Source organism: Pantoea allii, assembly GCF_046529425.1.
GTDB classification, from domain to species: domain Bacteria; phylum Pseudomonadota; class Gammaproteobacteria; order Enterobacterales; family Enterobacteriaceae; genus Pantoea; species Pantoea allii.
In genome coordinates, this window is record NZ_CP125958.1 from 4531668 (window position 1) to 4557024 (window position 25357).

Annotated in this window: 21 protein-coding genes, 1 tRNA gene, 2 other RNA genes and 1 pseudogene; 12 read left to right on the forward strand and 13 right to left on the reverse strand. The window is 49.8% G+C overall.

What is annotated here, in order from left to right; genetic code table 11:
- Positions 1 to 32: 32 nt before the first annotated feature.
- From dppA to QNH99_RS21210, 7 genes are all read right to left on the reverse strand, one after another.
- Positions 33 to 1643 (reverse strand): dipeptide ABC transporter periplasmic-binding protein DppA, encoded by a 1611-nt coding sequence (gene dppA / locus QNH99_RS21180; protein ID WP_063877856.1) that lies wholly within the window; start codon positions 1641 to 1643, stop codon positions 33 to 35.
- Between the two features lie 863 nt (positions 1644 to 2506).
- Positions 2507 to 2636, reverse strand: a non-coding RNA gene (locus QNH99_RS21185) — RtT sRNA.
- Positions 2637 to 2670: 34 nt separating this feature from the next.
- Positions 2671 to 2800: non-coding RNA, RtT sRNA (locus QNH99_RS21190), on the reverse strand.
- A gap of 34 nt (positions 2801 to 2834) precedes the next feature.
- Positions 2835 to 2911, reverse strand: a tRNA-Pro gene (locus QNH99_RS21195).
- A 123-nt stretch (positions 2912 to 3034) separates the two neighbouring features.
- Entirely contained in the window at positions 3035 to 4726 is a 1692-nt protein-coding gene (gene eptB / locus QNH99_RS21200) for a kdo(2)-lipid A phosphoethanolamine 7''-transferase (protein ID WP_063877855.1), read from the reverse strand.
- A 250-nt stretch (positions 4727 to 4976) separates the two neighbouring features.
- The gene (locus tag QNH99_RS21205; protein ID WP_028725402.1) at positions 4977 to 5405 is read right to left on the reverse strand and encodes an organic hydroperoxide resistance protein; all 429 of its coding nucleotides are present in this window, start codon (positions 5403 to 5405) and stop codon (positions 4977 to 4979) included.
- A gap of 94 nt (positions 5406 to 5499) precedes the next feature.
- Positions 5500 to 5964, reverse strand: a complete 465-nt coding sequence (locus QNH99_RS21210; protein WP_063877854.1) for a MarR family winged helix-turn-helix transcriptional regulator — start codon at positions 5962 to 5964, stop codon at positions 5500 to 5502.
- Positions 5965 to 6024: 60 nt separating this feature from the next.
- Here QNH99_RS21210 and QNH99_RS21215 point away from each other — a divergent pair, with 60 nt between their 5' ends.
- The 4 genes from QNH99_RS21215 to tnaB all read left to right on the forward strand — a co-directional run bounded on the left by QNH99_RS21215 (position 6025) and on the right by tnaB (position 10115).
- Entirely contained in the window at positions 6025 to 6618 is a 594-nt protein-coding gene (locus tag QNH99_RS21215; RefSeq protein WP_096012914.1) for an HD domain-containing protein, read from the forward strand.
- 374 nt (positions 6619 to 6992) lie between these two features.
- On the forward strand, positions 6993 to 7070 hold the full coding sequence (gene tnaC / locus QNH99_RS21220) for a tryptophanase leader peptide (protein ID WP_074181043.1): 78 nt from the start codon (positions 6993 to 6995) through the stop codon (positions 7068 to 7070).
- A gap of 267 nt (positions 7071 to 7337) precedes the next feature.
- Positions 7338 to 8753 carry a tryptophanase gene (tnaA, locus tag QNH99_RS21225; RefSeq protein ID WP_410517164.1) on the forward strand — a complete coding sequence of 472 codons (1416 nt, stop codon included), beginning with the start codon at positions 7338 to 7340 and terminating at the stop codon, positions 8751 to 8753.
- 114 nt (positions 8754 to 8867) lie between these two features.
- Positions 8868 to 10115 (forward strand): low affinity tryptophan permease TnaB, encoded by a 1248-nt coding sequence (gene tnaB, locus QNH99_RS21230; protein WP_063877851.1) that lies wholly within the window; start codon positions 8868 to 8870, stop codon positions 10113 to 10115.
- A gap of 122 nt (positions 10116 to 10237) precedes the next feature.
- Here tnaB and QNH99_RS21235 read toward each other — a convergent pair whose 3' ends face one another.
- Positions 10238 to 10531, reverse strand: coding sequence for an HTH-type transcriptional regulator (locus tag QNH99_RS21235; RefSeq protein WP_063877850.1), 294 nt, complete (start codon positions 10529 to 10531; stop codon positions 10238 to 10240).
- Positions 10532 to 11588: 1057 nt separating this feature from the next.
- Between QNH99_RS21235 and QNH99_RS21240 the strand changes: the two genes are divergently transcribed.
- From QNH99_RS21240 to QNH99_RS21260, 5 genes are all read left to right on the forward strand, one after another.
- Complete coding sequence (locus QNH99_RS21240; protein WP_063877849.1) at positions 11589 to 12305, forward strand: DUF3053 domain-containing protein; 717 nt, start codon at positions 11589 to 11591, stop codon at positions 12303 to 12305.
- 437 nt (positions 12306 to 12742) lie between these two features.
- Positions 12743 to 14677 carry a PTS mannitol transporter subunit IICBA gene (locus QNH99_RS21245; RefSeq protein ID WP_063877848.1) on the forward strand — a complete coding sequence of 645 codons (1935 nt, stop codon included), beginning with the start codon at positions 12743 to 12745 and terminating at the stop codon, positions 14675 to 14677.
- A gap of 94 nt (positions 14678 to 14771) precedes the next feature.
- Positions 14772 to 15920 (forward strand): mannitol-1-phosphate 5-dehydrogenase, encoded by a 1149-nt coding sequence (gene mtlD, locus QNH99_RS21250; RefSeq protein ID WP_109717918.1) that lies wholly within the window; start codon positions 14772 to 14774, stop codon positions 15918 to 15920.
- 7 nt (positions 15921 to 15927) lie between these two features.
- Positions 15928 to 16530 (forward strand): MltR family transcriptional regulator, encoded by a 603-nt coding sequence (locus QNH99_RS21255; protein ID WP_074180985.1) that lies wholly within the window; start codon positions 15928 to 15930, stop codon positions 16528 to 16530.
- Positions 16531 to 16632: 102 nt separating this feature from the next.
- The gene (locus QNH99_RS21260; RefSeq protein ID WP_063877845.1) at positions 16633 to 16995 is read left to right on the forward strand and encodes a YibL family ribosome-associated protein; all 363 of its coding nucleotides are present in this window, start codon (positions 16633 to 16635) and stop codon (positions 16993 to 16995) included.
- A gap of 8 nt (positions 16996 to 17003) precedes the next feature.
- Here QNH99_RS21260 and QNH99_RS21265 read toward each other — a convergent pair whose 3' ends face one another.
- From QNH99_RS21265 to fdhD, 3 genes are all read right to left on the reverse strand, one after another.
- Positions 17004 to 17966, reverse strand: coding sequence for a VirK/YbjX family protein (locus QNH99_RS21265; protein WP_410517165.1), 963 nt, complete (start codon positions 17964 to 17966; stop codon positions 17004 to 17006).
- Between the two features lie 341 nt (positions 17967 to 18307).
- Entirely contained in the window at positions 18308 to 18925 is a 618-nt protein-coding gene (gene sodA / locus QNH99_RS21270; RefSeq protein WP_006121393.1) for a superoxide dismutase [Mn], read from the reverse strand.
- A 263-nt stretch (positions 18926 to 19188) separates the two neighbouring features.
- Positions 19189 to 20013 (reverse strand): formate dehydrogenase accessory sulfurtransferase FdhD, encoded by an 825-nt coding sequence (fdhD, locus tag QNH99_RS21275; RefSeq protein ID WP_410517166.1) that lies wholly within the window; start codon positions 20011 to 20013, stop codon positions 19189 to 19191.
- 474 nt (positions 20014 to 20487) lie between these two features.
- Between fdhD and fdhE the strand changes: the two genes are divergently transcribed.
- Together fdhE and QNH99_RS21285 are read left to right on the forward strand one after the other, a co-directional pair.
- Positions 20488 to 21411 carry a formate dehydrogenase accessory protein FdhE gene (gene fdhE / locus QNH99_RS21280; RefSeq protein WP_410517697.1) on the forward strand — a complete coding sequence of 308 codons (924 nt, stop codon included), beginning with the start codon at positions 20488 to 20490 and terminating at the stop codon, positions 21409 to 21411.
- A gap of 39 nt (positions 21412 to 21450) precedes the next feature.
- Positions 21451 to 22062, forward strand: coding sequence for a glutathione S-transferase (locus tag QNH99_RS21285; protein WP_172898141.1), 612 nt, complete (start codon positions 21451 to 21453; stop codon positions 22060 to 22062).
- Positions 22063 to 22237: 175 nt separating this feature from the next.
- On the opposite strand, the gene QNH99_RS21290 is transcribed toward QNH99_RS21285, so the two are convergent.
- Positions 22238 to 22798 (reverse strand): Ail/Lom family outer membrane beta-barrel protein, encoded by a 561-nt coding sequence (locus QNH99_RS21290; protein ID WP_410517167.1) that lies wholly within the window; start codon positions 22796 to 22798, stop codon positions 22238 to 22240.
- 621 nt (positions 22799 to 23419) lie between these two features.
- Between QNH99_RS21290 and QNH99_RS21295 the strand changes: the two genes are divergently transcribed.
- Positions 23420 to 24160: a MipA/OmpV family protein gene (locus tag QNH99_RS21295; RefSeq protein ID WP_063877838.1), complete on the forward strand. Its 741-nt coding sequence runs from the start codon at positions 23420 to 23422 to the stop codon at positions 24158 to 24160.
- A 266-nt stretch (positions 24161 to 24426) separates the two neighbouring features.
- Here the strand turns inward: QNH99_RS21295 and QNH99_RS21300 are convergent.
- A pseudogene (locus QNH99_RS21300) lies at positions 24427 to 25265 on the reverse strand (IS3 family transposase); the annotation flags it as partial.
- Positions 25266 to 25357: the final 92 nt, after the last annotated feature.

Consider the following 25357-nt stretch of genomic DNA (forward strand, 5'->3'; position numbering starts at 1 on the left):
AAAACCGGCCCTTACTGCAATAATCCGAAAGGTTATTCCTGAATATCGACGGTATCGAAGTGATGTTTACCTAATGGATCGACGACATAGCCAGTGACTTTCTTACTGACAGGCTCGTAAACGGTTGAGTGAGCAATGATCAGCGCAGGCGCCTGGTCATGCATCACTACCTGAGCTTGCTTGTAATACTCAATACGTTTGTTGTGATCGGATTCTGCACGTGCTGGCTGAATCAAATCTTCAAACGGCTTATAGCACCAGCGGGAATAGTTCGAACCATCTTTGGCCGCCGCACAGCTGAACAGCGTTGCGAAGAAGTTATCTGGGTCCCCGTTATCACCGGTCCAGCCCATCATCACAGTTTGATGTTCGCCCGCTTTGGCGCGTTTCAGGTACTCGCCCCACTCATAGGTCACGATTTTGGCTTTCACGCCAATTTTTGCCCAGTCAGACTGAATCATCTCCGCCATACGGCGCGCGTTCGGGTTGTAAGGACGCTGAACCGGCATTGCCCACAGATCGATAGAGAAACCGTCCGCCATACCCGCTTCTTTCAGCAGGGCTTTGGCTTTTTCAGGATCGTAAGCATAGTCTTTAACGTCCTTGTTATAGCCCCACATTGTTGGTGGGATCAGGTTTTTCGCTGGCTGGCCAGCGCCCTGATATACCGCATCGATAATGGCTTGCTTGTTAACCGCCATGGTCAGCGCCTGACGCACTTTCACGTTATCCAGCGGTTTTTTCTCGGTATTAAATGACAGGTAACCGACGTTCAGACCAGGCTGTTCCATCAGGTTAATTTTGCTGTCTTTTTTCATGCTGGCGATATCGGCCGGATTTGGATACGGCATGATCTGACATTCGCCTTTCTGCAACTTGGCATAGCGAACTGACGCATCTGGCGTGATAGAGAAGACCAGGCGATCAATTTTTGGCTTGGTTCCCCAGAAATCCGGGTTAGCTTTATACAGAATACGCGAGTCTTTCTGGTACTGCTGGAGCACAAATGGCCCGGTACCGACAGGGTTCAGGTCAACTTTCTCTGGCGTACCGGCCTTCAGCATGTTGTCGGCATATTCTTTGGACAGGATGGAAGCGAAATCCATACCCAGATCGGCCAGGAAAGGCGCTTCAGGGCGCGTCAGCACAAAGCGTACCGTGTGATCGTCCACTTTTTCGATTTTGCTGATCAGCTTCGGCATATCCATACCTTCAAAGTACTCATAGCTGCCGCCAGAGACATTGTGGTACTTGTTGCTTTTATCTAACTGGCGCTCGAAAGAGAACACCACGTCATCAGCATTGAATTCACGCGTAGGCTTAAAATCTTTAGTAGTTTGCCATTTCACGCCATTGCGTAAATGGAAGGTGTAGGTTTTGCCGTCAGCGCTGACGTCCCACTTTTCTGCCAGGCCCGGCACCAGTTCGGTGGTACCGGTTTTGAATTCAACCAGACGGTTATAGATAGGCACAGAGCTGGCATCGTATGTCGTACCAGAGGTAAAGAGCTGCGGGTTGAACCCTTCCGGAGAACCTTCAGAACAATAAACCAGGGTTTTCGCTTGAACACTTGCGGCTATGGTCATGGCTATCAGGCTCAGACCGACCTTCAGCATCCTGGATTTAGCCAGGGAGTTGATCATGCTTTTGCTCCATTGTGATGTGTTGTTGTGTGCATTGCCTGACCTCTGGTTTTTTTATGCGGTTCAGGCGGTCCACCCAGCGGGTGTGATAAGAGTGAGATAGTTTTCTTTTGATAATGCTGATTGATAAGTACCCATCAGAAAAATCTGTATCTGCACTGTTATTGACGCATCAATTTGTCAACAGTTGCAAAGAACGTCAATACAACGGTTAGTTATTTACACAGAGTGTGAGGAATAGCAAGCAACGATAAAAAAAACCCTTACTGACGTTATGCCATACATTGCATAGCGGGACGGGTTTATTCGCCATCTATTCTGCTGTGAGAGGCGGCAGACAGTAGTGATTCGCGCTAAAAAAAATCGTGCATCATTTAGCGCCAAATGTTGGATATCTGAACGATTACCCGTGCGTTATGACGTTCATCTAGCGAAAAATGCTGTCATTTTTGAGTGAAAAATTAACAATTATTCTTTTTGGGGCATAACCAAAACTTATCTTTGATCCGCTGACATCCCTCAGGCGAGAAGGCCTGTGTCGGGATGAAGCCGAAAAACGGCTGTCTGTCGGTGAAATTGATTTCAAGGAGGAATTAGTGGTTTTTTGGAAAAATCTGGCATGAGATATTCTAATAGCAGAGCGGGGCAATAAAGCCTGAAAAGCGTTTTTCACCCTGCCTGTGTTGAGATGAACGCCGTTTGCCAGGCCGATTAGCTGCTCGCGCAGGCAAAAACCATGCTATCGGGCCGTTGCATTCGCAACGTTGTCTCGCTTCGCCTGGCGCAAACGGCCTTCGGAGGTTCTCATCCTCATTTTGCTCAGGCGAAAAAAAACCTGTCTTTTCAGACAGGTTTCTTAAAAATGGTCGGCGAGAGAGGATTACGCGCCCCTGCGGGACGCGCCCTTCGGGCCGTTGCATTCGCAACGTTGTCTCGCTTCGCCCGGCGCAAACGGCCTTCGGAGGTTCTCATCCTCATTTTATTCAGGCGAAAAAAAACCTGTCTTTTCAGACAGGTTTCTTAAATATGGTCGGCGAGAGAGGATTACGCGCCCCTGCGGGACGCGCCCTTCGGGCCGTTGCATTCGCAACGTTGTCTCGCTTCGCTCGGCGCAAACCTCCTTCGGAGGTTCTCATCCTCATTTTATTCAGGCGAAAAAAAACCTGTCTTTTCAGACAGGTTTCTTAAAAGTGGTCGGCGAGAGAGGATTCGAACCTCCGACCCACTGGTCCCAAACCAGTTGCGCTACCAAGCTGCGCTACTCGCCGATGGGGGCGCATGTTACTGCTACCCCTGGGAAGCGTCAACCGCTTTTTGCGCTTTCGCGCCTGATCGCCTGGAAAGCAGGCGGTCAGCGATTTTTCCCCGTTCCGTGCTGCATCGCTACGCCACTACAGCGGTTTAGCGGTTGTCCCGGCGGGTGCCTGGCACCAGTTATTGGCCGCCTTAATACCACCATCTGGAGAGGTATAACCCAGGCAGCCCATGATCGTATCAAACAACTCGACATGACGATGGGTTTTACCCGTGCGCTGTTGCGCCTGCAGACGCTCGAAGTTGTCGCGGTTGGTCGGGTCAGCCAGATATTTATCCGATGCCCACACCATCATGGGAACACGGAACTGCTCCGGCGGTGCCATTTCACGCGGTGTACCATGCAGATGCATATTATCGCTGATCGACTCACCATGGTCAGACGCATAGAACACGATCGCTTTCTTATCACGCAGCTGATCCAACACACTGTCCAGCATACTGTCGACATAGAGAACCGAATTATCGTAGGCGTTAATCAGCTGTGCTTTGCTACAGGTTTCATCGACGCCCATACATTCAGGCTGATAACGCGCAAAACTGCGCGGATAGCGTTGCGAGTAAAGGTAATGTGAGCCTTTGGTGTGCAAAACCACCAGGTGTTTACCCTTGGGATAGCGCTGGAGTGATGCCTGCAACTCCGGGACCAGCAGCATATCATCCACTGATTTACCCTGATTGCGTGGCTCTGAACCAATTTGCTCGCGGAAGGAGAAGTTATTCGCATTGATATTATCGTAGAACCAAACCTCACTTTGCATCGCGAACAGCTCAGAGGTAAAGCCCAGCTCTTTCATCACCGCGAAAACATTTTGCTCTTTCAGGGTACGGCCAGGGTTGTCCATGGTGCCGCCTTCACGCACGAACATACAACGCAAAGACAGTTTGGTCGCGGTATCACAAGATTCACCACGAAACGCGACCAGGTTTTTCTCTTTCGACAGCTTAGGTGTGGTATTGCGCTCATAGCCCAACATGCCCATGTGATCCCAGCGCGTGGTTTCACCAATGACAAACACCACATAGGTATCATCTAACCCCGGCGGTGCAACGTAGGTAAATTTCTGCGCAGGGTCCAACAGTTCGTGATTTTCCAGCGTCTCGTCAACCTTCGTCCAGGTAAACAGACCCAGTGCGGCCAGCCAGTTAGACGGCAAATAAGAGTGCGCCACAATACCGCCATAGCTCGGCAGGTCGATATTGGTCACTTCCTCGTTGGTTTTTTGCAACTTGTCGAAGTAACGGATGGGTAACCACACCAACGCGACGCAGGCCAGCAAAAGTAAAACGGGTTTTAGTCGCTGCCCAGGCGTGCGCAGTTGCTCATTCAGCGTCATGCTGAGGTTGTTACGCCAAATCATAAACAGCGGCAGCGCGCTGACCAGCACCATCCACAGGATAAAGTGATAACCCACGACTTCTTTAGACAGATCGGTATCCGTCGTCATGACTGATGCCACAATGCCGTAGCCAATGACCACATTGAAAAAGGCCATGTAATAACCGGCAGCGACGGAAATCAATACAATTAAGGTCGCAAGAACACGGTACAGCCACTTTCCGCCCAATGATAACAGTCGCATCAGGAAAAACGTCAGTAACACAATTGCTACGACCTCGGTAAAGGCGGTCAGCCAGTTTGTCACGGTTGATTTCGTCAGAAAGCCATCAAAACGGCGGTAAAAGATCGGCAAATTCAGCAGGATACCGAGATACAGAGCCAGCAACAGCGACAGCTTTTGCTGTGTTAATGATTTTATATAATTCATGAAAAATGGTGTTTCCCCGGAACGAAGCGCTTAACTAAACGTTAATCTGACTGCCATATTTCGGCAGAGTTCGCGAATTAAGCGGGCCGGTTAAATAAAGAAGAATATTCTGAACGTTTTTACACGTCATCACGCGAAGTGGCACAGTTAAGCATGTGACATCCATTTAGGCCAGAAAATAGTCTGGAGAAGGGGCAATTAACAGCGTGGGTGAAAAGAAAAAAGGGCCGGTGTTCAGGCCCTTAATCATTTAGCGGAGGATATTCAGCGTTACGTCGATGTTGTTACGTGTCGCATTTGAGTATGGGCAAACGATATGAGCAGCATCAACCAGTTTCTGTGCTTCTGCTTCGTCCATCTCAGGCAGGTGAATATTCAGCGTCGCCTCAATGCCAAAACCATTAGGGATTGGACCAATACCGACTTCGCCTTCAATCCATGCGTCTTTTGGCATCGCGATTTTGTCGCGGCCAGCAACAAACTTCATTGCGCCCAGGAAGCAAGCTGAGTAGCCCGCTGCAAAAAGCTGCTCTGGGTTAGTGACTTCACCACCTGCACCGCCCATCTCTTTTGGTACGCCCAGTTTGACATCCAGAACGCCGTCAGATGAGGTTGCACGACCATCACGACCACCGGTAGCTTTAGCTTTTGCACGGTAAACCACTTGTTCTAAAGACATATCTTATCTCCATTGTACTATTTAATCGCTCGCTACTTATTGGTCAGCAGTCGAGCTGCGAAGTCTGACTTATTTCATACATCCAGATAAAAATTTAGCGCGGCACCATCAGTTTGTCACGTAACTGGTTCAACTGCAGTTTAAGCGCCGCCATCTCATCCTCACTGCAATCAGAGGCACACTGGATTTCATCGGGAATCCTCTCAGCCTGCTGACGCAAAAGACGTCCGGTATCCGTTAAGCTGACGACCACCTGACGCTCATCCTGACGGGAGCGCTGGCGATTCAGTAAGCCCGCATTTTCCAGACGTTTTAACAGCGGCGTTAATGTCGCTGAATCCAGAAAGAGGCGTTCACCAATCTCAGAAACGGTAAGTGAATCCTGTTGCCACAATACCAGCATCACCAGATATTGCGGATAGGTAATATCCATCTGCGTAAGTAACTTACGATACACTTTATGCATCGCCAGATTGGCGGAATACAGTGCAAAGCAAAGTTGCTGATCGAGCAACAGTGGCGCAGCTTTCACTTTTTTGTCATCTTTATTACTGTTCATGGACGCAATATAAATAGCGCACTAGTTAATTGCAAGCAATTTATGAAAACGAGGTAGTGCATGCAGGATTCTCTGGAAGAACAGGCGCGACGCTATGCCACGCAAGCCCATGCAGCAGCGGGCCAACGCCGTAAATACACCGACGAACCTTATATCGTCCATCCTGCAGCCGTTGTGGAACTGGTCAGAAGCATTACGGATAATCCCGTCTTGCTGGCTGCGGCCTGGCTACACGATACCGTGGAAGATACGACGACGACACTTAGCGATATCGAAAATCACTTCGGTAATGATGTCGCAATGCTGGTTGAAATGCTGACCAATACCGCACCGCAAAGTGCAGGGAATCGTACAGAACGCAAAATGGCCCATTTTCGCCATACTGCGCAGGCCAGCCCTGACGCACAAACCATCAAGCTGGCTGACATCATTGACAATACGCGCTCTATTGTTCGCTTCGATCCCCATTTTGCCCGCGTTTATCTGATTGAAAAAAAGGTGCAAATTGAATTGCTTAAGCAGGGCAACGCAGAACTCTGGCGCCAGGCTTCCGCCAACATTGAAAGTGGTATTGCTCAGCTGGCCGATGCGCCCTATAACGTGCCTGAAAAATGGTTTGTTAAACAAGCGGCCAAATACGGTGGATTAAGCTAACGCCATCCTCGCCATGCGCTGATTCATTGATGCCAACGGCGTACCTTAGCCTGGAAATGTGGAGCCGGTTATACGGCTTAAAGCGCGCCGGCGGGCGCGGTACGGCTTTCGCGCCTAAGGGCAAACCATGAGGCTTTCGCGCTGCCTCAGTATGTCTCTGTAAAACAGAAATGTTAAGAAGGATAGAATCCAAAAAAATGTAATTTATTGGCTGGAAAACTGTCAAAAAACAGTATTTTTAATATCATAAATAAATAATCGTCATGGCGAAAAGAGATTTTACTGTGATATCACTCACGATAATTTAAAGTAACCCTGGACATACCCAATAAATATAATAGGGTAGCGCTATGTTTAATGAGAGTTGAAATATTATGATCATCTTAAACAGCACCTGTGTAATTTCAAAATGGTTTAACATTGATAATATCATTGTCAACCACCTGCCTTAACGTCCCCTTGCTTTCTTCACCCTTCTGTTCCGGCTGATATGGCCGTGATTTATCGGGTGTATTTTCAATCATTCAGTCATTAAAAAAACTGCCTCGTCGATGACGTCCGTTTATTTGCCGATCAGGGCATTGAAAACGCAGCGTTGCACGTAATGCAGTCACAATCTTTTATCGGCTGAAATACAGTAATAACAGCATTCGACCTGGTTTTTATTAATTTGGTTAAAAAACCACGGCTTCGACATGTCTGCATCAAAGGACATCATTATGAATAATTTTAGACATTTACCTGAGCCATTTCGCATTCGGGTGATTGAGCCTGTCAAACGTACCACGCGTGAACACCGGGACACAGCAATTATCAAAGCCGGAATGAATCCATTTCTGCTGGACAGCGAAGACGTTTTTATCGATTTGCTCACCGATAGCGGCACCGGTGCCGTAACGCAAAATATGCAGGCTGCGATGATGCGGGGCGATGAATCCTATAGTGGCAGCCGCAGTTATTACGCCCTGGCTGAAGCAGTAAAAGCGATTTTTGGCTATGCCTATACGATTCCTACGCATCAGGGGCGCGGTGCAGAACAAATTTATATCCCGGTTTTAATAAAGAAACGCGAACAAGAAAAAGGCCTGGACCGAAACAAAATGGTGGCCTTTTCTAACTACTTTTTCGATACCACCCAAGGCCACAGCCAGATAAATGGTTGTACCGTAAGGAATGTTTATATCAAAGAAGCTTTCGATACGGCGGTTCGCCATGACTTCAAAGGCGACTTTGACCTTGAAAGTCTGGAAAAGGGTATACAGGACGTGGGGGCGAGTAATGTGCCCTACATTGTTGCCACGATTACCTGTAATTCCGCGGGTGGACAGCCTGTATCGCTGGCAAATTTAAAAGCCATGTACCAGATTGCACAAAAATATGACATTCCCGTTGTCATGGATTCAGCACGCTTTGCTGAAAACGCCTATTTTATCCAGCAACGGGAAAAACCCTATAAAAACTGGACAATTGAAGCGATCACCCGAGAAACCTATAAATATGCTGACATGCTGGCCATGTCGGCCAAAAAAGATGCCATGGTACCGATGGGCGGCTTACTCTCATTTAAAGACGACAGCTTCTTTGACGTGTACACCGATTGCAGAACGCTTTGCGTGGTTCAGGAAGGCTTCCCCACCTATGGTGGCTTAGAAGGTGGGGCGATGGAACGCCTGGCGGTTGGCCTGTATGACGGCATGAATCAGGACTGGCTGGCTTATCGCATCAGTCAGATTCAGTATCTGGTCGATGGTCTTGAATCAATTGGCGTGACCTGCCAACAAGCCGGTGGTCATGCCGCCTTTGTCGATGCTGGAAAATTATTGCCGCACATACCGGCGGATCACTTCCCCGCTCAGGCTCTTGCCTGCGAACTGTATAAAGTGGCCGGTATCAGGGCAGTAGAGATCGGATCGTTTTTACTCGGCCGTGATCCGAAAACCGGTGAACAGTTGCCCTGCCCGGCAGAACTGCTGCGTTTAACCATTCCCCGAGCCACCTACACACAAACGCATATGGACTTCATTATTGAAGCGTTTGAGCATGTGAAAGAGAATGCAGCGAACATAAAAGGCTTAGCGTTTACCTATGAGCCTAAAGTTTTGCGCCACTTCACCGCAAAACTTAAAGAGATCTAATAGTCATACCTGTACAGTGAGCAGCTGTCTGGCAACAGCTGCTCCGTCACTCTGCTGGTCAACCTGAAAAATTATAAAAATGATAAAAGTAAAAAAGCGTATTGAGAGGACACCATGGAAGACAATACAGATCAGAAACATTCCTCCTTCTGGGGCGTAATGGTTATAGCAGGAACGGTAATCGGGGGTGGGATGTTTGCACTCCCTGTCGATCTCGCAGGTGCCTGGTTCTTCTGGGGCGCATTTATCTTAATCATCGCCTGGTTTTCAATGCTTCATTCCGGTTTATTGTTACTGGAAGCTAACTTAAACTATCCCGTAGGTTCGAGTTTCAACACGTTAACCAAAGATCTATTGGGTAAAACGTGGAATATCATCAGCGGCATTACCGTTGCCTTTGTGCTGTATATACTGACATATGCTTATATCTCCGCTAACGGTGCAATTATCAGCGAAACGCTTTCGATGCATTCCAGTATCAATATAAAGTCAGAATTGATTGGTTTAGGAACAGCGGTTTTCGTTGCCTGTGTATTATGGATAAGTTCACTGGCCGCCAGCAGAATCACTTCGCTATTTTTAGGTATTAAAATTTTAGCCTTTGTGATTGTCTTTGGTTCACTATTTTTTAAAGTCGATATGTCCCTTCTGCGGGATGTGCGCGGCATCAGTGAAAACAACCGTTACTTCCCTTATATATTTATGGCAATACCTGTCTGCCTGGCTTCATTTGGTTTCCATGGAAATATTCCCAGCCTGATTATTTGTTATGGAAAGAAAAAAGATAAACTGGTTAAAAGTATTGTTTTGGGTTCATTGCTGGCGCTGCTTATTTACCTTTTCTGGCTGTATTGCACAATGGGAAATATCCCGCGTGAAAACTTTAAGGGGATTATTGCCTCGGGCGGAAATGTTGACGTGCTGGTGAAATCCTTTATGGGAACCCATCCCGGTAGCCTGATAGAATTCTTCCTGTTGGTTTTTTCTAACCTTGCGGTAGCAAGCTCTTTCTTTGGCGTGACCCTGGGGTTATTCGATTATCTGGCTGACCTGTTCAACATTGACAATTCCCATGCAGGACGCTTTAAAACGGTGCTGCTGACCTTTCTTCCTCCCAGCATCCTGTATGTGTTCTACCCTGACGGCTTTCTCTACGGCATCGGTGGTGCGGGATTATGCGCAACCATATGGGCAGTGATTGTCCCTGCGCTGCTGGCATTGAAAGCCAGAAAACGCTTTCCCGACAAAACGTTCACCGTCTGGGGCGGCAAGGTAATTCCTGTGTTTGTTATTTTATTTGGTGTCGTGGTTATTGTTTGCTGGTTTGGCAATGTTCTCAACGTTTTACCCAAGTTGAGCTGATTGTCCGACAGGCCTGAGCGTTATTTTGAAGGGAAGCGTTAGCGGGAAGAGGTGTTAAACAGCCGGTCACTCATGTGACCGGCTTCAACAATAGCCGGGATAACGCTTTAATACTTAATGACTTAATCGAGTAACTGACGCCCAAGGTAAGGATTGGCGTGAAGTAATTTCATCAATTTCCGTGCCGTTGCGGAAGGGCGCGTACGCTGTGCTTCCCAACTTTTAACCGAAGAAACGCTAACGCCCATGATCCTGGCAAACTCGTCAACCTGCATTCCTGCCATTTCGCGTAAACGCTGCGGCTCTGGCATCGCGGGTTGACGCTGAGCTTGCAGCGCCACAGGGCTGTTATCACGTGTCAAAACAATCTGCTCAAGGCTGCTGAGCAATTCAAACATTGGGTCTTTTAATTCCATAGAGAACTCCTTAAAAACTCACTATGAATCACGTGAAAGAAGGTACAAGAACCTGAAATCAGGCTCAGAAACCGGATTAAGCAAGCTGCATCCCTTAAGAGTTTGTTTTTATTGTAAGAAAACCCTTATGGGACACAGCCTGACCTGCATCGCTGTTAAACATGTCAAAACAATGCAACAAATGCCGGGAGACTAATTATGGATAGATACCTGACAATTTGCAGTGCAAATTAAACATTTTTTTTAACTTTACAATTCTGAAAAATGGTTACACAACCTAACCAGTTGAAGCCATTGATTTTGTTGCCACGCGGTACATGAAAAGTACAGATCGCTTTTTTGTCCTTGCTAACCTTTTCCGCCTCAACGCACACCGAAAACCGTGCCTGTCACTCATAATGATTGCAAAATATGCGCCAGGCTTTCATTTTTTATACAAAGAAATGCGGCAGTTCACTGCCAGCCATCTTCGATCCCGCCCACTGATACTGAGCAAACGCTTACCGGGCCTGATAGTGCGAGCAAGAGCCGCGCTGAATGGGTGATCAACACTATCTTCGGAGGGCAATGTGACGTTACGATTATAGCGGCTAAGATAATTTGTGCCGTTCATGCCAGACGCAAGCACATGGCACCGCCCGCACCACTTTAATGCAAGTGAACAATTTTAGGGCAACTCGTTAATGAAGATTTAACGGTAATGCACCACACCGCGCACGTGCTTCGCTTTAAAACTTAAGCTGGTGTTAATTATTCAGACCATGTATTTATGGCCCATTCCGGCTCAGTTTGCAGGTGCTCCACGTCAATGCTGGCGCGCCAGTCCATACAGCAGCCCGTCTTCGTCGCGGCGTAATGGCGCTGTTATCCTCATTCAGCTCCCGGCCTCGGGTAACTGAAGTCTCAAATGGCCTTATAAACCCGCTGCAAGCAAACTTTCTTGCAGGTAATGGCCTTACACAGCGCTTTCACATTGTGTGGCAGTTCACGTTTGTTCTATTCTTTAGGCCACTGCTTTTCCGGACATCAGCCAGCTTTACCGACAGGAGTTGACATCATGGCTTCAGGAATTTCCCGTATTCTGGCACGCGGCGGCATTTTGCTGACTGGCGTGCTTCTCGTATTGCAGCTCACCGCATGTGGTGACAAAGAGGGCGACCAGCGCAAAGCGTTTATCGATTTCCTGCAAAATACCGTTATGCGTAGCGGCGAGCATCTGCCCAGCCTGAGCGAAAACCAGAAACAAAGTTTTGGTCCTTTCGCAGGGGATTACGCCATTCTGTATGGCTTCTCGCAGCAGGCTAACAAAGCGGTAGATCAGGGCATGCGCCCGGTAGTGGATGAACTTTCAGCAATCCACGTGCCGCAAGACTATCTGAGCCGCCGCGACTCTCTTGCTCAGGCTAACAGCGCATTAACGGTAGCCACGCAGCAGCTGGAAAGCGCCAAAATGCAGGCAGATAAAAGCAAAGCCGCGCTTAAACAAACGGACGATCTGAAGAAAGTCTTCGACACCGCTTACGATAAAGTCGTCTCGCAGCCCGCCAGTCAGCTTATCCCGCTGTTACCCAAACTTCAGGCACTCAGCCAGGATGCGGTGCAAACCGGTGAGTTTTTACAGGCTCAGGGCACCCGAGTCAGTTTCAATAACGGTGGCGTTCAGTTCCCGACTCAGGAACAGGCAACACAATATAATGACCTGATGAACAGCTTATCTGCCAATGTGCAGGCGCTGACGCAGGCTAAAAATGCCGTTCAGGGGAATGTGCAATAAACATCGCTTCGGTAACCCCTGTTCTGCCTGGCTGATCTGAACATCATTTAATAAAGATCATTTATTTAAACGGCCCTGATCAAAGTGTGATCAGGGCCGTTTTTCATCAAATTACTTTGTGATCTATATCTCATTTATCAAACAAAGCCACGGGCTATAAATGTGATTAGCATCACTAAAATCCATTGTTAGCGGTGTAAATTTGTTCAGTCCAGGCCGGAAATAGCCTGTTTTTGTGATATGTATCACTAAACATCCCCCTACCACCCCACCATAAACGTGATTAAGATCACATCAAACTGCCTGTACTACGCAGCCCCATATTCGCGTGATAAAGTCCGCCTGCATACAGTAATACTGACGGTTTATCGCCGTAGTGGCTAAACAAAAACAAACGCGCGCTCCTGTTGCAGCGCGTCTCAACAAGGGGTGGGCTTATGTCCTCATCAGTAAAGGTCAAAGTACAAAGCTTTGGTCGCTTTTTGAGTAATATGGTGATGCCTAATATTGGCGCATTTATCGCCTGGGGTATTATCACCGCGCTGTTTATTCCAACAGGCTGGATTCCTAACGCAACGCTGGCGAAGCTGGTCGCCCCGATGATCACCTACCTGCTGCCATTACTGATCGGCTTTACCGGCGGACGTTTAGTCGGTGGCGATCGCGGTGGTGTCGTAGGCGCAATCACAACCATGGGCGTGATTGTCGGTGCCGATATGCCAATGTTCCTCGGCTCAATGATTGCGGGTCCGCTTGGCGGCTGGGCGATTAAATCCTTTGACCGTATGGTTGACGGTAAAATCAAAAGCGGCTTTGAAATGCTGGTGAACAACTTCTCTGCCGGTATCATCGGTATGTTGTTAGCCATCCTGGCATTTATGGCGATTGGTCCACTGGTTGAAGGCCTGTCACACATTCTTGCCACGGGCGTTAACCTGATGGTGCAGAACAACCTGCTGCCATTGACGTCGATCTTTGTTGAACCCGCAAAAATCCTGTTCCTCAACAATGCGATTAACCACGGCATTTTCTCGCCGCTGGGTATTCAGCAGGCGAGCGAAGCAGGCAAATCGATTTTCTTCCTGATCGAAGCAAACCCAGGTCCGGGTATGGGCGTACTGATGGCCTATATGTTCTTTGGTCGGGGCAGTGCTAAGCAGTCTGCTGGCGGTGCAGCGATTATCCACTTCCTTGGCGGTATCCACGAAATCTACTTCCCTTATGTGCTGATGGCACCGCGTCTGCTGCTGGCGGTGATCCTGGGCGGTATGACCGGCGTATTCACCTTGACCGTGCTGCACGGTGGCCTGGTCTCGCCTGCTTCACCCGGTTCAATTTTAGCGGTATTAGCGATGACGCCAAAAGGCGCTTACTTCGCCAATATTGCTGCCATCTTTGCTGCTTTTGCCGTGTCTTTTGTTATTTCTGCCATTTTGTTGAAAACGAGCAAAGTGAAAGAAGATGACGATATCGAAGCCGCGACGCAACGTATGCACGACATGAAAGCGCAGTCGAAAGGACAGAGTCTGGCAGGTGCCCCGGTTGCCAGTGATGCGATGAGCGTTGACCTGGACCATGTGCGCAAAATCATTGTTGCCTGCGATGCGGGCATGGGGTCGAGTGCAATGGGCGCAGGTGTGCTGCGTAAGAAAGTCCATGATGCCGGGCTGAGTAATATCTCGGTGACCAACAGCGCCATTAATGCGTTACCGGGCGATGTTGATTTGGTGATTACCCATCGCGATTTAACTGAGCGGGCTATCCGTCAGGCACCCCATGCTCAGCATATTTCCTTAAACAACTTCCTGGACAGTGCGCTCTACAGCACGCTGACAGAGCGCCTGGTCGCGGCTAATCGCAGTGAAGCCAACCGTGAAGCCGTACAGAAGACGCTGGGTGACAGCTACGATAACAGCCATGCCAACCTGTTTAAGCTCGGTCACAGCAACGTTTTCCTGGGACTAAGTGCCAGCAATAAAGAGCAGGCGATTCGCTTCGCCGGTGAGCAGTTGGTCAAAGGCGGCTACGTAGAACCTGAATACATTGATGCCATGCTGGAGCGCGAAAAGCTGACCCCGACTTATCTTGGCGAGTCGATTGCCGTGCCACACGGTACCGTTGAAGCGAAAGATCGTGTACTGAAAACGGGCGTGGTTTTCTGTCAGTATCCTGCCGGCGTACAGTTTGGCGAGGAACCTGATGAAGTGGCGCGTCTGGTGATTGGTATTGCTGCCCGCAATAACGAACATATTCAGGTGATCACCAGCCTGACGAACGCGCTGGATGATGATCAGGTCATTGAAAAACTGGCGCACACTGAGAGCGTACAGGATGTTCTGGATCTGTTATCAGGCAAGCCCGCTGTAGCATAATCCGGTTCGACATTTTCCCTGGGGCGGTTGTGCCCGTCCCACTTTTTTGGGGCGGACATGCCCGCCCCATCGTCATTTGATATGGGTCAATTTTATGAAAGCGTTACATTTCGGAGCAGGCAACATTGGTCGCGGTTTTATTGGCAAACTCCTGGCAGATGCCGGTATTGAACTGATTTTTGCAGATGTCAATCAGGCAGTGCTGGATGCCCTTAATGCACGTCATGAATATCCCGTCCACGTCGTGGGTGAACAGGCCAAAGTTGAAGTGGTTAAGGGCGTTAGCGCCGTTAACAGTACCAGCGACGAGATTATCGAACTGGTCGCTGACGTCGATCTCGTTACCACTGCCGTTGGTCCGCAAATCCTTGAGCGCATTGCTGCCAGCGTGGCAAAAGGTCTGGCCAAACGCAGTGATAACGGCAATGTTCGGCCGTTAAATATTATCGCCTGTGAAAACATGGTGCGCGGCACCAGTCAGTTAAAACAACATGTACTGCAAGCGCTGCCCTTTGAGTATCATGTCTGGCTTGAACAACATGTCGGCTTTGTGGATTCAGCGGTAGACCGTATCGTTCCGCCTTCTGAAGCAGGCAGCCAGGATCTGCTGGAAGTCACGGTCGAAACCTTCAGCGAATGGATTGTGGATAAAACCCAGTTTAAAGGCGAGCTGCCTACTATTCCGGGCATGGAACTGACAGATAACCTGATGGCATTTGTGGAACGTAAACTTTTCACACTGAATACCGGTCATGCTATTACGGCCTACCTGGGGCAGTTGGCGGGTCACCAGACTATTCGCGATGCGATCCTCGATGGTAAAATTCGTGCTGTCGTTCAGGGTGCGATGGAAGAAAGCGGCGCGGTGCTCATCAGGCGTTATGGTTTTGAAGCGGATAAACATGCTGCCTATATTCAAAAAATTCTTGGTCGCTTTGAAAATCCGTATCTGAAAGACGACGTTGAGCGCGTAGGCCGCCAGCCACTTCGCAAGCTGAGCGCGGGCGATCGCCTGATTAAACCGACCCTGGGCACGCTGGAATACGGTCTGCCACACGCGAACCTGGTGCAGGGGATTGCGGCTGCCATGCATTACCGCAGCGATCAGGATCCCCAGGCGCAGGAGCTGGCTACGCTACTGGCAGAAAAAGGCCCACAGGCGACCCTGGCGCAGGTTTCAGGACTCGATCCTGAGAGTGAAATTATCAAAGAGGCCGTGAGTGCCTGGCACGCCATGGCATAACAGGCCCATGTTAGCGACCCAGATCGGGGGCGATGAACGGGCCCTCGACAGCAGCACTACATTGACGCAGGCGATAATGGAAGAGAAGCAGGCTTTTGAAAACCGGGTGCTTGAACGCCTGAACGCTGGACGCTCGGTGAGAAGCTTTTTGTTCGCCGCCGTCGAGCTGTTAGCTGAAGCTGTCAATTTGTTGGTACTGCAAGTATTCCGCAAAGATGACTACGCGGTGAAATACGCCGTGGAGCCCCTGTTGCTGGGCGATGGCCCGTTAGGGGAACTCTCTGTCCGGCTCAAGCTGATTTATGGTCTTGGCGTTATTAGCCGGCATGAATATGAAGACTGCGAGTTACTTCTGGCCCTGCGCGAAGAACTCAATCACGATGCAGGCGATTACCGCTTTACCGACGATGAAATCCTGGGGCCGTTTGGTGAGTTACACTGCGTAGCGGCCTGGCCGCCGGTGCCCGCGTTACATGCTGAGGATGCTGCACTGCAGGCTATGCAGCAGCAGCGTTATCTGCAAATGGTGCGCTCCACCATGGTCCTGTCACTCACCGAACTGATTTCCCGCATCAGCCTGAAACAGGCTTTTAAGAAGTCAGCCAGCTAAATCCTGCCGGGAGCCTGACGGCTCCCCTTTTCGCGCTAACCACCGAGAATCTACGTTAAATTTGGTGTATCCTTAGCCTGTTTTCCTCAACGAGTTGTTGTCATGAAAGAGCAAGAAAAGAACGAAATTAAACGCCTCAGCGATCAACTGGACGCCCTGAATCGTAAAGAACCTCAGTTGCTTGAATCCGGTGATGCTGAAAAGCTGGGTGCGCTACTGAAAGAGAAAGAAACGCTGGTGACTGAAATCGAGCGTCTTCGCAGTCAGCGCGAGGTTAAACTGAGTCTGGAAGCGCAGAAACTGCAAAAGCTACCGTTTAGCCGGGCGATTACCAAAAAAGAGCAGGCAAATTTAGGCGCATTGAAGAAAAGCGTGCGCGGCCTGGTGGTAGTACATCCAATGACCGCGCTGGGACGAGAAATGGGTCTTGACGTCATGACCGGATTTGCGAAAAGCGCCTTTTAATATCGGGGTCAGGCGGCGGCCTGTTCGCTATTTTGCTGGCCAGTAGCAGTTCCTACCTGCTCTGCCAGCGAATCCAGCAGCGTATAACGACGACGGTACTCTGCACGCTTCTTGCTGGCAATGTCCTCCAGTGTTTTACGCGGCAACGTCAGCGGCAGGATAAAGAGGCCATCTGCACGTTCTTGCCCGTTAACCGTCAGCCAAAATTCACTGTAGCTGGCATGGAATTTATCCCCTTTACTCTGGCGATAACGCAGGCTACGAAAAACATGCGTCTTATCTCCTACCGCAGCTATTTTTCGGACGCCGCATTGCTGCGCTAAAATAAACACGACTTCCATCAGTAAGCGTTTAGGAAATAAGCCATGCGCCGCTTTGGTTGCATCGCGAATAACATCATTACTGATGCTTTTACGCGGCCCCTGTAAACCACCGATTAATAAAGTCCGTGCGTTTTCCTCATTTAAGATCGTAAATGTCAGAGACGCGATGCCTTCATCCTGATAACGCAGCACTAAGGTGACTTCCCCCTCGCGATCGTAATAGCCCGCACTACAGGCAATGACGAATTCTTCGTTATTTTTGCCCGACAGTCTGGCCAGAACATTCTCTTCACCGCTTTGCAGGATCTGACGGAGTGACATGTTTTCCAGATTACTCAGCAAATGGTAGTGATCAAGAATAGCCTGCGCACGTGCTGCTACGCGCATTCCGGCGTGCAGATAAGGGCGATGTAACTTAGCGGGTAATAAACCCTGTACGCGCATTAATTGCGAAATTCTGGGTAACTCAGAGAGCTGCTGTAAATAGCGCAACGTGGTAATGGGTGCAATCAGCGTCCTTAAGGCAAATTTGAGACGAAAACGACGACTCAGCCAGATTTTATTGGGTACGTACTTTCCGCTGATTAATTGAAAAAATAAAGAGGCATACGAATCGGCAACCGGATCGTGTGTAGTGTAAATGGACATGGTGTAAGTTCTTATTAGTCTGATCGTGGCATTGATGATAAAACGACCGGCATCAACGACAGGTTAATGACTCAAATTGTTAAAAACTTAACGGGGTCAACTTACGCTTCGTTTAAAAATGGTTTAACTGATTTATCGCAAGGGACTTTTCTATTGCGGCGATTTGCAGGCAGCCCGCCTGCAACGGAAAACTGCACCGGCAATCGGCAATCGGCAATCGGCAATCGGCAATCGGCAATCGTAGTGGCATCATGCCAACGGCGAAGAGAGAAAACGTGACGTTCAGGCGAAAAAAAACCGGCAGAACAGATTCTGCCGGTTGAGACTCGTGTGGTTATCGCTTACTTAGCGGAGGCAAAGCGGGCTGCCGCTTCGTCCCAGTTAACCACGTTCCAGAATGCTTTAATGTAATCTGGACGCTTGTTTTGGTACTTCAGGTAGTATGCGTGTTCCCACACATCCAGACCGATGATCGGATAACCTGAAACGCCAGCGATAGCCTCACCCATCAGTGGGTTGTCCTGGTTAGCGGTCGAAACCACGGCCAGTTTGTCACCTTTTTTAACCAGCCAGGCCCAACCAGAACCGAAACGGGTTGCCGCCGCTTTCTCAAACTCTTCCTGGAATTTTTCAACGCTACCAAAATCTTTCTCAATCGCCGCCTTCAGCTCACCCTGAAGCGTTGTGCCCGTTTTCAGGCCTTTCCAGAACAGACTGTGGTTAGCATGACCACCTGCGTTATTACGCAGCGGGCCTTTTTTGTCTGCTGGCAGCTGATCCAGTTTCGTGATCAGTTCATCAACAGGCAGATCAGCAAATTCAGTGCCTTCCAGCGCCGCATTGGCGTTGTTGACATAGGTCTGATGATGTTTGGTGTGATGGATTTCCATCGTCTGCTTGTCAAAGTGCGGTTCCAGTGCGTCGTAAGCGTAAGGCAGGGATGGCAGTGAATAACTCATGTTCTTCCTCTCCATTTAGTGTTTGAGCAGCACGACAATGTCGGCACGTGCCGCGTAAGCAGTCGTATCATTATAGTTAAATTCATGATCGGTAAAAGCGTAATCAATGCCCTATTAAACATAAGGTTTTGAAAAAACATGCAAAGACTGCGCAATTTTAAGTTTTATGCTGCCCGCAAAATGGCCGATGCGGCGGCTGATCAGCAGGCGCGTGTCGCCGCACTCATTGGTTCTGCGCGCAACGCATCTGCACAGAACAGGATTTATATGAGCCGCTGTGGATGGCTGTAAATGGTTGCACGGCCCGGCTTACTGAACCCCACCAGGGTAAGGTTACAGCGTTCTGCAACCTCTACGGCCAGTCGGGTTGCTGCGGAAACGGCAAACAGAATTTCAACGCCACACATTGCTGATTTCTGCACCATTTCATAGCTGGCGCGGCTGGAAACCAGCAGAGCACCGTCGCCCCACGTGGCCTGACTGCGATAGCCCAACAGCTTGTCGAGCGCGACATGACGGCCCACATCCTCGCAGCCGTGAATAAGCTCACCTTCAGGCTGTATCCAGGCGGCAGCATGAGTGCAGCCCGTTTTTTGCCCCACGGGCTGAAAATGCTTCAGTTGCCCCAGCGCGCGGTCAAGGTGCGCTAACGTGAAGCGCTGAGTGAATGGCAGCGGCGTAAGCGGCTTACCAATCTGGTCCAGTTGCTCCACGCCACAAACGCCGCAGCCCGTTCGCCCTGCCAGAGCGCGCCGATGCGCCTTCAACGCCATAAAACGGCGGCTGGATAGCTCAATCTGCACCTCAATACCACTGCAACCCGCGACGACATCCATACCAAAAATATCTGTCGGGGCGTCAATAATGCCCTCTGAGAGAGAAAAACCGATGGCAAAAGCCTCCAGGTCTTTGGGCGTCGTCATCATCACGACGTGAGAAATGCCATTGTAAACCAGCGCCACCGGCACCTCTTCTGCTAACCAGTCAGCCTGGGAATGGTGTAAATCGTCACGTTGCCACACCTGAGTTTCACGCAGACCATCCAGCTCGCTTACACCAGCATCACATCTCGCTTTGTTTTTATTCACTTTGTTCTGATCCTGGCTAATTCCGCATGGATTAAAAGGTAATAGTATTCCGCTATCCTGAATAGTGCCTATTCTGAACCGGGTCAAAGGCGGCAACAAGCGCATGTCACCCCGAGAGCATAAAGCGTGAAATTGCTCCCTGATGGCATGGCATCCGTTATGCAAGTCGATGTTCAATCATCCGGTTCACGCGCAGTCAGTCAGGGAAAAAATGCATTTCACACAGAAGGACAGGATTTGGGCTGCTATGATCAGCCTGTCGGGTCGGATCGTGGCATCCAGCCGTGCCGCGGTCTCCTGACTCACAAATATGATTGCTTTGATGTCAGCAGCTGGCGTGACAAGCTGCGAGAACAGAAAGAGCAAACGGGCAAGAGCGCGCACGTCAATATGGCGCGCGTGAGTACCGAGAACCCTATCCTTGCTGGTGTCGTGAGTAGCGTAATCAGCCAACAAAACAGGAAAATGCCTTCTATGAGCATCCGCATTATCCCGCAAGATCAGTTGGAGAAGAGCGAAAAAAACCCAGCGGAGACGATTCCGCCGTTACTTTTTCCCCGGCTGAAAAATTTATATAGCCGTCGTGCTGCGCGACTGCGCGACCTGGCTGCTAAAAATCCCCTTGGGGATTATTTACGCTTTGCCGCGGTGATAGCACAGGCACAGGAAATTGTCCTGTACGACCATCCCCTGCAGATGAATCTGCACGCGCGTCTGGTGCAAAGCAATCAGGCAGCTAAGCCGCCACTGGATATTCATACCTTACCGCGGGACACACACTGGCACCGCCTGCTGCATTCGCTGATTGCCGAGCTCAAGCCCGAGATGAGCGGCCAGGCACTGGCGGTACTGGAGAACCTGGAAAAAGCCTCTGCCACTGAGCTGGAAACGATGGCCAGCGCGCTCTTTGCGGGCGAATATGCTCAGGTCAGCAGTGACAAAGCACCTTTTATCTGGGCTGCACTGTCGATCTACTGGGCGCAAATGGCGGCCTTAATTCCCGGCAAAGCTCAGGGGGAGATGGGCAACCAGCGCCAGTTCTGCCCGGTGTGCAACAGCATGCCGGTTGCCAGCATGGTGCACATGGGCTCACATGAAGGGGCGCGTTACCTGCATTGCAACCTGTGCGAAAGTGAGTGGTACGTGGTGCGGAGCAAATGCACCAACTGTGAGCAATCCCGCGATCTTCACTACTGGTCGCTGGACAGTGAACATGCGGCGGTTAAAGCTGAAAGCTGTGGTGATTGCGGTAGCTACCTGAAAATGTTGTATCAGGAGAAGAACCCGGCAATGGAACCCGTTGCGGACGATCTCGCCTCATTGGTGCTGGATGCCCGCATGGAGCAGGAAGGCTTTGCACGAAGCAGTCTGAATCCCTTTATGTTTCCCGGTGAATAGTTTTTTGCTGAAGAAACCCCGCTCAACCGGAGTCACGCAATGAAACTGATTGGCAGCTATACCAGCCCTTTTGTACGAAAGATCTCCATCATTATGCTGGAAAAAGGCATGATGTTTGAATTCGTCAATGCTTCGCCCTACAGCGACGACAGCCATGTTCCGCAATACAATCCGTTAGGGAAAGTCCCTGCGCTGGTCACTGAGGATCAGCAGACCTGGTTTGATTCCAGCATCATTGCTGAGTACCTGGAACAGCGCAGTCAGGTTCCTGCTCTGCTGCCGGGTGACCCACTTGAGTCACTGAAGGTTCGTCAGTTAGAGAAGCTGGCTGATGGCATCAGTGATGCAGCGCTGGTGATTGTGCGTGAGCAGTTGCGGCCTGGCGATATGCAGTCTGAAGAGGTTTTGCTGCGCCATCGCGAGAAGATTCAGCGTGGGCTGGACAGCCTGGAAGGCTACGTGACGGAAGGAAAATGGATTAACAATGGCACGCTTAACCTGGCAGATATTGCCACGGGCTGCATGATTGGCTATCTGAATTTTCGTCGCGTCGTGCCAAACTGGTGTGTTGAACGCCCGGCCTTAGTCAAACTGGCAGAAAATCTGTTTCAGCGCGAAAGTTTCGCCCGTACTGCGCCACCCGCATCCTGATGGGCGAAGCAGATGATCAGCCCTGATGACGGTAGCAGGGCTGACAGGCTGTTCGAAAGGATTACACAGTGCGCATTTTCTGCATTACCTGTCTTCTGAATACCATAAGGTGCAGTTCGCGCATGATGCGATGCACAGCTGGTTTGCAGTGCTGGCGGTCGAACTAAAGGTGTAATCAGAAACGGTAACCCACACCGATGTTAATACCATTAACTGCGCGCGGCTCATCTTCAACCCGGGTTCGGGAACCTTCATAACCTAGCGTAACAGACAGATAATCAACCGGATTAATGATAATGCCGGCACCGTAAGCAAACGCAGTAGTGCTGTCTGAAAAATCAATATGCTGAGGCATTCCCTGATTATCATAACCGTTATAATGACGGCGCATGGCGGTATGGGAAAAACCCGCAAGCGCGTAAAGACTCACCATGTTATTCAGACGATATGCCGGGCCCGCCAGCAAAGAATAATATTCTGCGCTGACATGATCGGACGTATTTAGCGAGAAAAAAGAACGGTTGCTGTCTTCACTGTTCTCCAGTGTGGTGAAAGAAGCAAGCACGCTAACCGGTGAATCCCACTCATAGCGATATTGCAGATTTACACCGGGCATATTTTTAAAATCTTCCACTTTACTCTGCGCATAGCCTACTGACAGGGTTTGCGTCGCCAGTGCTGGCACCGCATCACTCAGTAAGGCGAGGAAAAGAGTGGAAATAATAATCTTCTTCATAAAACTGTCCTGATATAACAAGGCAGGCTGCGTGTAGTCTCTATACAGACGCGCGCGTCCTGTTCATTCTCTGCGACTGACAGCGTGATCCTTTCAAGAAAAATGCTGTGAGCCCGATAGTATTCAGCCCTTCTTCATTCGAAATAAAACAGGCTATTTACGCCAGACACCGTTTATTCAGCTTTACTACAGATAACAAAAGGCGTGATTAACTCACGGCAAAGTAACGGTAATTAACGGCTATCTGGCGGAGCGGGACCTTAACAAAAAACACGACATTCCCACAATAAACGAAAGGGTAATGACCGCTTAAATCAGAACTGATTGAGAACAGGTTGATGTTGAGTCACCGCAGCCCGTGAATGACCCGTAATGGCGAAAATAAGCGGACGATGACCCCGTGACAATAAGTATCGCCATATCTTGCATTGCGGCATCGAGTCCGATATATCTTTTGCCATCGCCTTTTCCTGAGCCTGAACGGCACGCGCAGGCCGCAAACCAGGGGAAAAGGCGACATCAAGCAGGCTGAATGTTGTTATTTACGCGCATTCCTTTTACGGGCTGTGAGACCTGACAGTCCATCGCCTCAGGCAGACGAAAACCGGATAAATATCTATCATGCAATCACTCTTCAGAACGGCATTGTGTTGCCTCCTGGTCGGTAATATCACGCACGCCTGGGCTGAGGGGCTGACCCTGGGTGCACAGGGCGAAGCGAACTTTACGCCTTATCACCAGTACAAAACCCAATATTCAGGCCTGCCTTATGTGGGCTATGACAACAATCATGTCTACATTGATGGCACCGAAGTTGGTGCGTATTTCATCAAGGATGACACCACGCAATTCAAAGCGCGCTGGTGGTATCTGGATAACGAATTCGATCCCGGTCAGTCATCTGATTCGGCGCTGCGGCAGTTACGTATTCGCCACAGCACCATGATGGGCGGCATTAGCTACCAGAAAATAACGCCTGTGGGTGCCTTCAGAACCGAACTGTCTGCCGATACGCTGAATGAAAGCCGGGGAGTGCTGGGGACGGTCGCATGGGCGGGACAGGTCTCTTTCATGCAGCTAGATGTTTATCCACAGGTCGGCGTTGACTGGCTTAATAAGCAACAGGCAAGCTATTACTATGGTGTGAACGCACAGGAATCTGCCCGCAGCGGATTATCTTCCTGGAACCATCAGGGCGTTACGCCGTGGCTTGCTTTGGCATTTGACTGGCATCCTGTTACGCCTTTGCATATTTATCTGCAACCCAAAGTGACCTTCCTCACTGGCGCACTTCGCGACAGTCCGATGACGGATCAACAGTATTACTGGACGCTCTCTTCCGGTGTGACCTGGACCTTTTAAGGCGAGCTATCTGGCCGATAACGCCGGGCGAGGTTGATTCATCAAGCAGTGATCTCCGCAACGCGTGCTGAAACGGGTTGCGGATAAAAATGGCCGTCTTGACGCTGACGAAAGAAAAAATGCGCTGCTATTGCACTCTGTTGTGAAAAGGATGCCCGTTCAAAAGACGGACGGCATAAAATCACCTGCCGCAGCAGCGGTGCTATTCAGGCCTGACTGACTGTTTTTAAAATCTAAAATATCTCAACGCTATTCAGGACGGGACATCGTGAGAAAGCGTCCGTTACCAGACTGATGTAGGCCATACCTGTCCTTACCGGAAGCCAGGTGATGTCGGCAACCCATACCTGCTCCGGACCGGAGATAACCGTCTGCTCCGGCCCCGCTTTCAGCAGATTCGGATGCCTGTAAAAATGATGACGGCTGTTCGTTGTTTTATGATAAGCCCTTGCCGGATGAACCAGTAACCGGGCTTCCCGCAGCACAGCGAACAGACTGTCCCGCCCGATATGCAATGCGGCATCTTCCCGCTCGTTAAGAATATGCTGCAGTTTCCGGGTACCCAGTCGGGGCTGCTGTAACCTGATAAGTCTGACTTCCTCAGTAATGCGATGTGCCTTTTCAGACCTGAGCATTTCACGCCGGCATCCCTGATACCAGGCCTGACGGCTTATCTTTAAATACCGGCAGACCCTGACGACAGTCAGCTTCAGGGATTGTGTCTGTGCTTTCGCGATAAGGACGCTAACTGCTTCTTTGTGAGTGTGGCACCGAATTCGGTGTTCATCACCTTCACGACAGCTTCAAAAAACTGCGCTTTAACTTCGGATTCAGCCAGTTGCTGCTCAAGTTCTTTGATTCGTTGTTCAGGTGTGAGGGGAAGAGATTTTGTCATGTTTCCTCCACGGGTGGTGCGCTGCCGGGATGACTGCCAGTCCAGATGACCGTATTTACGTAACCACATGAGCACGGTGGAACATCCCTGGATGCCGTAGCGTTCCTGAGCCTGGCGGTAAGTCATCTCGCCTTTTTCAACCTGCTCCACGACTGCCAGCTTAAAGGACAGAGAGTAATCCCGCTGAGTGCGTTTAACATACTGTTTCATCACATTCTCCTCAAAACCAGTGGAAAATGTGTCAACGCTATTCAGGACGGGACACACTGAATAAAAAAGGGACGATTTCTCGTCCCTTTTTT